9 protein-coding genes and 1 pseudogene are annotated in these 12,132 nt (G+C 73.7%); all 10 read right to left on the bottom strand.

The features are described from left to right. Positions 1 to 96: 96 nt before the first annotated feature. The 10 genes and pseudogenes from Plo01_RS01345 to Plo01_RS01390 all read right to left on the bottom strand — a co-directional run bounded on the left by Plo01_RS01345 (position 97) and on the right by Plo01_RS01390 (position 11,923). The gene (locus Plo01_RS01345; protein ID WP_203888577.1) at positions 97 to 879 is read right to left on the bottom strand and encodes a polyphosphate kinase 2 family protein; all 783 of its coding nucleotides are present in this window, start codon (positions 877 to 879) and stop codon (positions 97 to 99) included. A 70-nt stretch (positions 880 to 949) separates the two neighbouring features. Then, positions 950 to 1,378, bottom strand: a complete 429-nt coding sequence (locus tag Plo01_RS01350; RefSeq protein WP_203888578.1) for a protease inhibitor I42 family protein — start codon at positions 1,376 to 1,378, stop codon at positions 950 to 952. Between the two features lie 97 nt (positions 1,379 to 1,475). Continuing rightward, entirely contained in the window at positions 1,476 to 3,500 is a 2,025-nt protein-coding gene (locus Plo01_RS01355) for a CehA/McbA family metallohydrolase (RefSeq protein ID WP_203888579.1), read from the bottom strand. Between the two features lie 119 nt (positions 3,501 to 3,619). Further along, the gene (locus Plo01_RS01360; protein ID WP_203888580.1) at positions 3,620 to 4,249 is read right to left on the bottom strand and encodes a GTP-binding protein; all 630 of its coding nucleotides are present in this window, start codon (positions 4,247 to 4,249) and stop codon (positions 3,620 to 3,622) included. Then, complete coding sequence (locus Plo01_RS01365; protein ID WP_203888581.1) at positions 4,230 to 4,616, bottom strand: DUF742 domain-containing protein; 387 nt, start codon at positions 4,614 to 4,616, stop codon at positions 4,230 to 4,232. The genes Plo01_RS01360 and Plo01_RS01365 overlap by 20 nt, the downstream gene beginning before the upstream one ends. Next, a complete protein-coding gene (locus tag Plo01_RS01370; RefSeq protein WP_239315735.1) occupies positions 4,613 to 5,044 on the bottom strand; it encodes a roadblock/LC7 domain-containing protein in 432 nt (143 codons plus the stop codon). The genes Plo01_RS01365 and Plo01_RS01370 overlap by 4 nt, the downstream gene beginning before the upstream one ends. A 795-nt stretch (positions 5,045 to 5,839) precedes the next feature. Next, positions 5,840 to 7,693 (bottom strand): annotated as a pseudogene (locus Plo01_RS01375) (sensor histidine kinase); the annotation flags it as partial. 212 nt (positions 7,694 to 7,905) lie between these two features. Continuing rightward, complete coding sequence (locus Plo01_RS01380) at positions 7,906 to 9,639, bottom strand: prenyltransferase/squalene oxidase repeat-containing protein (protein WP_239315736.1); 1,734 nt, start codon at positions 9,637 to 9,639, stop codon at positions 7,906 to 7,908. 11 nt (positions 9,640 to 9,650) lie between these two features. Next, positions 9,651 to 10,532 (bottom strand): terpene synthase family protein, encoded by an 882-nt coding sequence (locus Plo01_RS01385; protein ID WP_203888583.1) that lies wholly within the window; start codon positions 10,530 to 10,532, stop codon positions 9,651 to 9,653. Continuing rightward, a complete protein-coding gene (locus tag Plo01_RS01390; protein WP_239315788.1) occupies positions 10,529 to 11,923 on the bottom strand; it encodes a cytochrome P450 in 1,395 nt (464 codons plus the stop codon). Before Plo01_RS01390 ends, Plo01_RS01385 begins: the two co-directional genes overlap by 4 nt. Positions 11,924 to 12,132 lie beyond the last annotated feature (209 nt).

Genomic DNA, 12,132 nt, shown 5'->3' on the forward strand with positions numbered 1-12,132 from the left:
AAACTCCGCCGAGCTCCGCGGGCTCCGCGAGCTCCGCGAGCTCCGTGACCTGCGCCGGAGTCACGGCGGCTCCCCCGGCGGGCAGCCGCGCCGGGCTCAGTCCTCGTCGGCCGCGTCGGGAGCGGGGTCGGTCAGGTCGTGGCCGCGGGCCGTCAGCTCCTCCTCCACCGCCGCGCACACGGTCTCCACCACCGCGACCCGGGCGTACCGCTTGTCGTCACCGGCGATCACGTGCCAGGGGGCGGCCTCGTGGTCGGTGCGCTCCAGCATGTCCTCCACGGCGAGCTCGTACTGGGGGCGCTTGTCCCGGTTGCGCCAGTCCTCGTCGGTGAGCTTCCAGACCCGCAGCGGGTCGGCGGCCCGGTCGTGGAAGCGGCGGAGCTGCTCCTCCTCCGAGACGTGCATCCAGAACTTGACCATGATCATGCCTTCGGCGGCGAGGGTCCGCTCGAACTCGACGATCTCGTCGTAGGCGCGGGACCACTGCTCCTCGGTGGCGAAACCCTCCACCCGCTCCACCAGCACCCGCCCGTACCAGGACCGGTCGAGCACCGCCATGCCGCCCCAGCCGGGCAGCACCGGCCAGAACCGCCACAGGAAGTGGTGGCGCTTCTCGTCGTAGGTGGGCGCCGCGAACTGGGCGACCCGTACGTGCCGGGGGTCGAGCGGACGGACCAGCCGCTTGATCGCCCCGCCCTTGCCGGAGGCGTCCCAGCCCTCGAAGACCACGCACAGCGGGGGACCGATGCGCTTGTCGCCGATCTGCCCGCCGAGCATGAGGCGGAGCCGGAGCAACCGGCGCAGCGCGGCGTCCAGCCGCTCGTTGCCCTCCTTCTTCGACAGTTTGACGGACAGGTCGGTCTCAGCCAGTCGATTCATGCCCACCAGCATTCCCGATTCCCCCGGCTATCGAGCAATCCCGGCATTCCAGGCGTGGCGCGCGCCCGGCTCACTCCACGGTGATCCGGAAGGTCGCATCCCCCGAGAGGCTCCTGCTCTGCTCGTCGGCGGGAACCCGGCCGGCGCCGCAGCGCCAGCAGTTGGAGACGGTGACGACGACCGTGCCGCGCTGTTTGGCGTTGAAGACGAAGTACCGCGCCCCGCCCCCGCCGGTGACGTCCTCCCCGCCCTCGCTCTCGTACTCCGCGCTGATGAAGGAGGCCACCTTCGGGTCCGGCAGGGGCCCCAGCTTCCAGCTGTCGCCGACCGAGGCGTTCTCGGACACGACGAGCGAGAAGCGCTGACCGGGCGTGACCTCGATCTCGACGGTCCGGCCGACCCCTCCCTCGACGGCCTTCCCGTAGTCGGACACGGCCGATTCCGGGCCGCAGCCCGCGACCGGCCCCGCCAGTGCCAGGGTCAGGGCGGCGATTCCCATTCGGTGTCTCACGCGGGACGTTCGGTGTTTCACGCGGAAAGGCTACCGAGCGGTCCCGCCGGTCCCACGGCAGGTGCCCGTGTCCCGGCGGGAACGGTCAGGTCAGGCGGTCGCGGTAGACCGCGCGGGCCCGCTCGTACAGCGCCAGGTGGTCGTCGAGCTGCGCCGCGGTCTCGAACCTGCCCTCCTCGCGGACCATCGCCTCCAGCGCGTCCAGCCAGTCCAGGCACCAGCGCACGTCCTCGGGGCGGGCCACGTGGCGGCCGTCCACGTCGAGGTAGACCGGGCTGGTGCAGGCGTAGACGCCCGTGGCGTGGAAGCTGCGCTCGTGCGGCCCGCCGGAGGCGATCGCGACCACGTAGTCCGGCCGGTCCGCGGCCAGCTCGACGGCCAGGTGGCCGCCCGGCCCCTCGGCGAGCACCCCGGCGGCGGTGCGGATCTCCAGCCGCTCCACCTCCGGGCCGACCGAGCGGACGGTGATCGTGACCCGGTCCCCGGGCGACGGGCGCAGGGTGTCCCCCGGCCCGTTCCCGTTCACCGACAGCTCCAGCCACGGACCGGTGGTGGCGAAGGTACGGCCCCGCCGGATCGCCTCGGCGAACGCGGCGGCGCTCAGCGGCCCGTCCACCCGGGCGTAGACCCGCTCCCAGCCGGGCGGGCTGGACTGGTTGCCCCGGCGGGCGAAGGAGACCATGCTGTCGGTCCCGGCGGTGACCGCCAGCCGGTTGCCGGCCCCGATCAGCCGCCGGTAGACGAGCGCGGTCGCCTCGATCGAGGAGTGGTTGAGCACGTCGAGGCTGTCGATCAGGCCGAGCGCCGCGTCGGCGACGATCTCCCGGGCCGAGCAGTTGCGCCGCCACAGCAGCGCCGCCCGCGGGCCGTCGGTCTCGGCGAAGGGGACGTGGAAGGGGTGGCTGTAGCCGGTCACCGCGCCCAGGGCCCGCAGCTCCTGGCAGGCGGCGCTGTTGGGCGGCCAGTCGGCGGCGCCCAGGAAGCCGGTGTGGAAGCGGGACGGCGGGGCCTCGGGCGCGAAGGCGTAGAAGTGGCCGAGCAGGTCGTTGCGGTACTCGACGCCGATCCGGGCCAGGTGGGCGGCGTCGGACCAGGGCAGGTCCCTGCCCGCCCAGTGCTCCAGCGCCTCGGCGTCGTAGACCCGCGCGGAGGAGACGTTCCCGGCGACCAGGTTGAGCACGTGCAGGTCCTCGCCGTGCTGCATGGCGGCGGCGAGCGCGGGGGTGCCGACCATGTCCCCGGCCCAGTTGAGGTGGACGTGCATGTCCCCGCCGTACCAGCCCCGGGCCGCGGCGTCGTAGAGCCGCGGGGGGACCAGCTCGACCAGCGTCTCCTCGCCCTCGGCGGGGGTGACGGTCACCTGGGCGGAGCCGTACTCCATGCCGCGCCAGACGCGGACGGCCAGCGGCTCGGCCGGGACGTCGAGCACGAGGTCGTCTCCGTGGAAGTAGGGCCGCACCAGGGCGTCGCGCCGGTGCGGGGCGCCCTCGGGATACCAGCCCTGGCCGTGCGCGCCGGACACGCTCCACCGGCACGGCATCCCGGCGCGCACCCGCAGGCGGGCGGCGGCGGCCGGGCGGGACAGCGGCGCCAGGTCGATCTCCGCGCCGTCCGCGGCGACCCGGCTCCCGCCGGTGATCGGGATCAGCAGGGCGCCGCGCGGGCCGACCTCGTGGGCCTCCCCGTCCACCAGCACGGTCGCCGGTTCGTCCCGGGCGGAGTCGACCAGCAGCGTCGTGCGCAGGACCTGCCCGCCGAGGACGGCCCGCGGCCGCGCCTCCAGCGCGGCCCCGTCCCGCGTGAGGCGGAGCGCGGCGAGGTTGTCGGGCAGGTCCCCGGCGAGGACGTCGCGCACGATCTCGGCCATGTCCAGTTCGAGGAGGTGGTCCTCCAGTTCCTTGACGTCGGCGCCCGGGTGCCGCTCGGCGACCTTGCGGTAGCAGGTGCCCCAGAAGTCGCGCGGGCCCATGAGGTAGGCGTCGGCGGCCATCGACTTCACGTAGAAGATCGGGTCCTCGCCCCAGGTGACGCCGTGGGCGGCGAGCAGCGCCCGGTAGTCGTCCAGCGCCCGCGCCATGGCCGGGGACATGCCGGGATCGTCGTCGCACATGGGTGTCTCCCCGTGTAGAACCTCCATGATCGCCGTCATCGTGACACGGCGAGCGCGGACCGTTGAGGCTTCGCCCGCCCGCTGGGGGGATTTATCGCTACTCGGGTTGATAAATGTAACTACGGGATGGCTTCCAGCCGTCCCGGGCCGGCGGAGAGCGAGTGGCCGAGCCGTACCTTCATGGCGTGCTCCACCAGCGCGATCAGGACATCCTTGCCGGACTCCCGCCTGCGCGCGTCGCAGAGCACGATCGGCACCTGCGGGGGGAGGGTCAGCCCGAGCCGCACCTCCTCCAGGTCGTAGCGGCGGGCGCCGTCGAAGCAGTTCACCGCCACGATGAAGGGCGTCTCCCGCCGCTCGAAGTAGTCCAGGGCGGGGAAGCAGTCGGCCAGCCTGCGCGTGTCGGCCAAGACGACCGCTCCCAGCGCGCCGAGGGCCAGCTCGTCCCAGAGGAACCAGAACCGCTCCTGCCCCGGGGTGCCGAACAGGTAGAGCCGGTAGGCGTCGCCGATCGTGATGCGGCCGAAGTCCATGGCGACGGTCGTGGTGGCCTTGCCCTCCACCCCTGCCAGGTCGTCGACCCCGACGCTGCGGTCGGTCAGGGTCTCCTCGGTGCGCAGCGGCTCGATCTCGGAGACCGCCCCGACCAGGGTGGTCTTGCCCGCCCCGAAGCCGCCCGCGACCAGGATCTTGATCGCCTTGGGCAGGACGGCCCGTCCGGCGTCGCGGTCAGAGCGCACGGAGTCCATCGAGCACCGCCCTGTACATCCTCTCGTCGTGCATGTCCGTCTCCGAATGTGGTTCTTGCAGGGCGATGTATCCCTGGTCGAGCAGGTCGCTGAGCAGGACCCGGACGGTTCCCGCGGGCAGGTTGACGTGGGCGGCGATCTCCGCCACCGACTGCGGCTGGCGGCACAGGTTCACGATGGCCAGGCACTCCGGGCTGAGCCCGATCCCGCCCGGCAGCGCGGGGCGTACGGTCACCGCCAGCGTGATGAGGTCGAACCGGCCGCGGGTCGGCTCGGTCCTGCCCCGGGTGAGGACGTAGGGCCGGACGATCGGCCCGGCCTCCTCGCCGATCCACTGGGCGTTGTGATGCTCGTCACGGGGGTTCATCGCCGAGCATCACCGCCGGCGGAGGCTCCCGGCGTCCGCGCGGGCGAGGTGAGGTACTGGCCGACCCGGGTGACGAGCATGGCCATCTCGTAGGCGACGAGCCCGACGTCGGCCTCGTTCGTGCAGAGCACCGCCAGGCAGGCGCCCTGTCCCGCGGTGGACACCAGCAGATAGGCCGAGCGCATCTCGATGATGGTCTGGCGCACCGCCCCGCCGTGGACCCGGTCGCTGACGCCCCGGCCCAGGCTCTGGATCGCCGAGCCCACGGCGGCCAGGTGCTCCGCGTCGGCCGGGTCGAGGCCCGCCGAAGACGCCATGAGCAGCCCGTCGGTGGAGAAAACGATCCCGTGCTGAGCCTCCGCCACCCGTGTGACCAGGTCGTCCAGCAACCAGGCCAGATCGGTGACGGACCCTGTTCCCTGCACCACTCGTTGTCCTCTTTCTTAGGCCGTCGTTCGGCTCCGGCCGTCCGGCGGGCCGGAGCCTGCATGCGCGGATCGGGGTCGTCTGGGTCACGCGGGCGGCCGATCGCCCCCCGGGGACTCGCCGCTCTCACCGCCCTCGCCGAGCAGCTGGGCGGCGTCGGACCGGCCGCGGCGCGTTCCCGCCTGGTAGGAGGAGAAGGCGGCGCGGATCTCCTCCGGGGAACGGTCGTCGTCCCCGGCGGGCGGTTCCGGGGCCCGCGGAGCCGGCCGCGGCTCGTCCTCGCGCAGCGGTGCGGCCAGGTGGGTCTGGGGGACGCGGCGCGGCAGGCCGCCCGGCGTGTGGCTGGTGTCCGGCGGCGGCAGGATCGGGGCGGGCGCGGGACCGGGAACGGGGTCCGGCCCGGTGACGGGGGCGGGGGCGGGAACGGACCGCGGAGCGGGGTCCGGCCCGGCGGAAGCGACCGCGGCGGGGGTCGGCCCGGTGACGGGGGCGACCGGAGCCGGGATCGGCCCGGTGACGGGAGCGACCGGGGCGGGAGCCGGGATCGGCCCGGGAGCCGGGGCCGGCGACGGCGTGACCGCGGGGACGGCGCCGCCGGGCGCGGCCCCCGCTCCCGGGAACGCCGTCTCCGCGAACGGGTCCCAGCCGCCGGTGGCCGCGACCGTGCCCGGGCGGGCCGGGGAGGCGATCCCGCCCGCCGGGACTGCAGCCCCGGCCGGGGCGCTCACCCCCGCGGGCACGGCGGCCTCCGGCGAGGCCGCCGCGGCGCCGTCGCCGATCAGGTCCTGCGGGATCAGCACCACGACGGTGGTGCCGCCGTACGGCGAGGCCGTGAACGTCACCCGGATCTCGTGCCGCTCGGCCAGCCGGCTGACCACGTACAGGCCCAGGCGGGCGTTGCCCGACAGCTTCAGCTCGGGCGGGTTGGCGATGCGCTCGTTGGTCGCGGCGAGGTCCTGCGGGGTCATGCCCAGGCCCCGGTCCTCGATCTCGATCGCGTAGCCGTGCGCCACGGTGTGCCCGCTGACCTTCACGGTCGTGTAGGGCGGCGAGAAGGAGGCGGCGTTCTCCACCAGCTCGGCCACCAGGTGGATGACATCGCCGACGGCCCGCCCGTCCAGCGCCACGTCCCCCATGGGCAGCACGTCCACCCGCGTGTAGTCCTCGACCTCGGCCAGCGCGCCGCGCACCACGTCGAGCATCGGCACGGCCTCCCGCCAGGCGCGGCCCGGGGCCGCTCCGGACAGGACCAGGAGGTTCTCGGCGTAGCGGCGCATCCGGGTCGCCAGGTGGTCCAGCCGGAACAGGTCGCGCAGCTCGTTCGGGTCCTGCTCGCGGCGCTCCATGGCGTCCAGCACGCTCAGCTGGCGGTGGACCAGTCCCTGGGTACGGCGGGCGAGGTTGCGCAGGATGTCGGCGATGTCCCGGCGGAGCTGGGCCTGCTCGGCGGCGACCCCGATCGCGGTCTGCTGGACGACGTTGAACGCCTTGCCGACCTGGCCGATCTGGTCGTCGCCGAACTCCAGGGGCGGCGCCTCGGCGGCGACGTCCACGTTCTCGCCGCGGCCGATGCGCTCCACCACGCCCGGCAGCCGCGTGTTGGCCAGCTCCCAGGCGGCGCCGCGCAGCTTCTCCAGCTGCTGGACCAGGGCACGGGCGGTGGTGATGGACAGCACGACCGAGGCGATGACCGCGATGAGGCCCAGGCCGCCGGCGAGCACGAGCCGGACGATGACCCCGGCGGCCACCGGGCCGGCGCGCTCGACCACGCCGTTGCCGGCGGTGAGCACGGCCTCGGCCAGCTTGGACTCCGCGGGCTGCGCGTCGGCGCTCCACCGCCTGGCGTCGATCAGCCCGGCCGGGACCGCGCTCGGGTTCTCGATCAGCAGGTCTTCCATGGCGCGCAGCCGGGTGAAGTGCTCGCCCGCGGCCATCCGCCGGTAGGCGTCCTGGTCGGCGGCGGGCAGCTCGTCGGCGACCTGGGCGAGCAGGAAGCGCCGGGTGCCGACGATCTGCGTGAACCGCACGCGCTCGTCCTCGGTCAACCGGCCCGCCGTGAGGGCGCCGATCACCAGGGAGTCCCCCTGGGCCAGCATGTCCCGGGCGCGGTTCATCGCGATGAGCGTCCGGGTGTCCTTGGCGAGCTCCTGGTCGTCCAGGGTGGCCAGCGCGTCGTAGGCGCGGAAGATTGAGTCGACGACGCCGGTGAACGCCCCGATCGCCTCGGTCCTGCCCGTCCGGCCCTCGTCGACCGCCTTGCGCACGGCGGGCAGGCCGTCCAGCAGCCGGCGGACCTCCCCGATGCGGCGTTCCAGCGTCTCGCTCCCGAAGAACGTCACGCCGTTCCCGCCGGTGATCTCGCGGAAGCGCGCTCCCGCCCGGTCGGTGCGCTCGCGCTGGGCGCTCAGCGCCTCGCGGTTGCGGCGCTCCGTGCCCGGAGTGCCCAGCGCGATCGCGGTGAGCCGGCGCTCGGCCTGCAGTTCGACGATGAGCTTCTCGCTCGGGTCGGCCACGCCGGAGTCGAGCGTGGCCACGCCCAGCATGTTCAGGCCGTCACCGACGGTGACCCACGCCGTGAAGGCCCAGAGCGCGGTGAGTGACACCAGAAGTGCCGTGACCTTGGTCCGCAAGCGCGCGTTGCGCAAGCGCATGGCATCCACCCCGGGGGAAGCTGAAATAAATAAACGTCATATCCTACGGCGTCAGCGCATATGCGTTACATATCCGCTAAACGACCGCAGAAGCGCAGGACTAGGGCACCCCACGTCACACCAGCCGAACCCTAGCAATGTCCCTAAACACACTCAAGGCGAGGTCGAGCAAATACGACTTTCTGTCCCTTTTGTGATTCTACGGTCGGTTTTCAACGTGAGTCAGGCTCCGGTAAGTGTCGCAGTTCGCTCCGCGCCAGGTGAAGCGCGCCCAGGACCGCCGCACGGACGATCACCACCGGCAGGTACAGGTCCTTGTCGACCCAGAGGGGCGGCGCGTCGCGATCGCGGATCTCCAGCAGACGCCGGTACCCGCGTCCCACGGCCTCCCGGTCCCGCCGGGCGGAGCCGGTCAGCAGCAGGGTCTGCAGCGCGTAGGCGGTCTCCTCCGCGGTGCCCTCCCAGCGGCCCCACGACCCGTCCGGGCGCTGGCCGCCGAGAACCCAGGCCGCGGCGCGGTCCACCGCGTCCGCGGACTCCTCACCGCCGAACTCGTGCAGCGCGATCGCGCAGCAGGCGGTGGCGTAGTACGGCGAGACGTGCCAGCGGTCCCGCCAGCTCCCGTCGGCCTCCTGGCGGTCGCGGATCCAGGCCGCCAGCCGGGCCACCACGTCCGCGTGGCGGGGTCCCCCGCCGTCGCGGCGCACGTAGGAGCCGAAGGCGTCGAGCACGTGCGCGTTGGTGGTCAGGGACGTCCCCTCCTCCCCGCGCCAGGTGCAGAAGTGGGTCTCCGTCTCGAAGGGCCACAGCCCCTCCGGCTCGCGCGGCTCGCCGAGCAGCGCCAGCGCGTACAGCGCGACGGAGGTGGTGTCGGCGTCGGCCGGCAGCCCCGGCCCGGTCGCCGTCCCGTCCGGGCCGAGCCCGTCCCGCAGGCTCGCCGCCAACTCCGGCGGGACGTCCACGGGGACGCCCGCGCGCCGCAGCCAGCTCAGCGCCCAGCCGCGCTCGAACACGGTGATCGGGAGCGCGCACGGCACCGGCCCCCCGCAGGAGGCCGCGACCGCCTCCAGGTACCGGCGCACGGCCGTCTCCTCCGCCGCGGGCCCGCCGCGGCCGTACGGCACGACGCTCCCGGCACCGGAACCGGCACCGGACAGGGACACGGCGCCCCCGACACCGACACCGGAACCGGACGCGACACCGGAACCGGACGCGGCCAGCCAGGCGGCGCTCGCCGCGGGCGAGGCCCCGACGGCCGCCATCCCGCCGGGCATGGGCGTGGGGACGACCGCGGAGGGGGCCACCGCCTCCCTGCCCGCGACCTCCAGCGCGTGGACCAGCTTCTGCGGGACGGCCGCGCCCGAGGCGAGCCATGCCCTGACCGCGGCCAGCTTGGCGTCGCCCATCCCCGCGGGCGGCTCGGGCCGCGCCGGGCCGGGGCCCTCGCCGCCCAGGCCGGGAGTCCCCGCGTCGAGATGGCCGCCGATCAGGCTCAGCAGGGACGGCACGATGAGTTCGATCGCCGGCATGTCCGGCAGCGAGGCCGCCGGGAGCGAGCAGTCCCGCGCGGCCTCCAGCCCGCGGGCGGCGACCTTGGCCAGGAGCTCGCGGTCGACGCGGGGGGTCTCGCGCCGCAGCTCCGCCAGGAGCGCCTCGACCGCGCTGAGCGTGGGCACCAGGGCGTAGCCGGGCGGGCCCCAGCTCCCGTCCGCCCGCTGGGCGGCGATCAGGAAGTCCACCCGCGCGGCGTGCCCGGCCAGCCACGGGGCCAGGCTCACCACCCGGCCCGTCTCGTACGGCGAGGCGGACACCTGCCCCCACGGCCGGGCCAGCATCCCGGCGACCAGCTCGCGCGCCTCGGCCGCCACGTCGATCTCCGGCGGGGTCGCCGCCACGGCGTCCGGCGACGTCACGGGGACCGCCGACACGGCGTCCGGCGACGTCACGGGGGCCGCCGTCACAGGGTCCCCCAGTAGTCGCCGACCTGGTAGAACCCGGCGCAGAAGTCCATCTGCCGCTCCATGTATCCGGCCAGCTCCGGGCAGGTCTCCCCGAGCGGGGCGAGCAGTTCCCTGCTCCGGGCCGCGAGGTCGGCGATCCGCCGCTCGACCCCGGCCCGGTCGAGGAGCAGCAGGGCGTTGAGATCCCCCCAGGCCAGGTCGCGCTCGTAGGTGCCCAGGTCGTTGAGGAGGCGGATGACCCGCTGCACGGCCCAGCTCGCCTCGCGCGTCCGGCCGGCGTCCGCGACCGGGCCGTCGGCCGTGACGTGGATCCAGTGGGCGGCGAAGGCGAAGGAGAACCCGAGGTTGTCGGCGTTGCCGAGATACTCCTCGAAGGTCGGGGTGACCTTCTCGCTCTTCCAGTCCCACTCCGCGAGCATCCCGCCCAGCATCCGCTCCAGCTCGTCGCGCCAGACCGGCCCCAGCTCGCCGTAGGCGGGCGAGGCGGCCAGCTCGTCGCGGATGTCGGCGAGCATGCGGGTGAGGTCGTCGCCGGGGACGGGCGGTGCGCCCGAGGCCGTCTCCAGGCAGCGCCGGGCGATGTCCGCCACCTCGGCCCGCGAGGTGGCGACGTAGTCGACGAGCCAGTCCAGGCCGAACGCCCACAGGGAGGTCTTGTTCGCCAGCCTCAGCTGCCCGGGGGTGAACCACGGGCCGCTGAACGCCATGGCGAGCGAGAGGGTGCTGTACAGGGCCGCGTCGAACGGCTTGGCGGAGAACAGCCCGGGGTAGGTCTCCGCCCACTCGCGCATGTCCCGCTGGGCCCGCCCGGCCCCCGCGCAGATCATGCCGGACCGCGTCGCCCCCGGCCAGGCGCCGGGATCGGAATGGACCGTCATCGGGTGACCGCGCTCCGATCGCGTGCCGCGAAGGACACTCCCAGCTCGATCCGGCCCTTGGGACGCAGCGAGGCGGCCCAGGCGGTGGTGTGCGGTCCCGGGGTGCGCACCGACACGCGGAACCGGCTGAGGATGGACGCCACCACGAGCGGCGCCTCCAGGTAGAACAGGTGCTCGCCCAGGCACTTGTGCGGGCCGCCGCCGAAGGGGAAGTAGGAGTACCGGTGCCGGCGCTCCCCGCCGGCGGTGTTGCCGGTCCTGAAGCGCTCGGGGTCGAACTCGTGCGGGCGCTCCCAGAACTCCTCCAGCCGATGCGTGGCGTAGGAGCTGAGCAGCACCGTCGAGCCGCGCTTGATCCGCACGCCGCCGACCACGCCGTCCTCCATGACGTGCCGGGGCAGGAGCCAGCCGGAGGGGTACAGGCGCAGGGCCTCCAGCAGGACCATCCGCGTGTAGGACAGCTGCGGGACGTGCTCGGCGCGGGCGGGTCCGTCGCCCACCACGTCGTCGATCTCCGCCTGGAGCCGGGCCGCGACGTCGGGGTGCTCGTCCAGCAGGAGCCACAGCCAGGTGAGGATCATCGCGGTGGTCTCCGACGACGCGGCGTACACGCTGACCAGGGCGTCGCGGATCTGCTTGGCGGTGAGCGGCGCGCCCTTCTCGTCGGTGGACCGGCAGAGCATGGAGATGACGTCGACGCCGTCGTCGGGACGGGCCATCGCCTCGCGGACGATCGGGAGCACCACGTCGTCGATCTGCTTGACGCCCCTCAGGCAGGCCCGGTCTCCGGGGATCCGGACGACGTACGGCATGAACGGCATGAGGAACCGGAAGACGAGCGAGTGGGACACCAGGTCGAAGGCGGGGACGATGCGCTCGGCGTCCTCCCGGCTCAGCTTGTCCCCGAACAGCACCCGGTTGACGATGTAGGTGAGGATGCCCGACATCTCGGCGGTGGCGTCCATGGACCGCCCGCTGCGGGCGTATCCGTCCCACTCCTCGATGCGCCCGGCGACGCGGGCCGCCACCTCCTCGGCGAGGGTGGCGATGTACCGCGTGGTGAACAGGGGCTGCAGGATCGTCCGGCTGATCCGCCACTGCTCGCCGTCGCCCATGATGCTGTTGCCGAACAACCGCTCCAGCGGGCGCCAGAACATCCCCGTGCGCTGGTAGTTCGTCCACTCCATGCGCATGACCTGCTGGACGTGGTCGGGATGGGTCACCAGGTAGGGGCGGAAGGGTCCCAGCTCCAGCCGGACGACCTCTCCCCCGGCCTCCTGCGCGAACTCCCACAGCCCGCCCGCCGGGTCGTCCATGAGCCTGCGCAGGGCCCTGCGCATCGGAACGGGCCTCGCCTTCCGGACGGGCCCGGCCTCCACCTCGATCGACATCGCCACGCGTCTCCCACCTTGCGTGACGTGAGCGCGCAACACGGAAAACCGCCCGCGGTCAGGCGGACGGTTCAGCACATCCAGCGCCGGGACACCCGTTGCGTCCCTTTCCCGTCCCGGATATGGAGCCGGGCCGGGATCGGCCGGCGGCCATTCCGGGACCCCGGAACCTCGCCGTGCGCCCCCTACGGGAGCCGTACGTCAAAGGC

The sequence above is a fragment of the Planobispora longispora genome, from assembly GCF_016863135.1.
Lineage (GTDB): Bacteria > Actinomycetota > Actinomycetes > Streptosporangiales > Streptosporangiaceae > Planobispora > Planobispora longispora.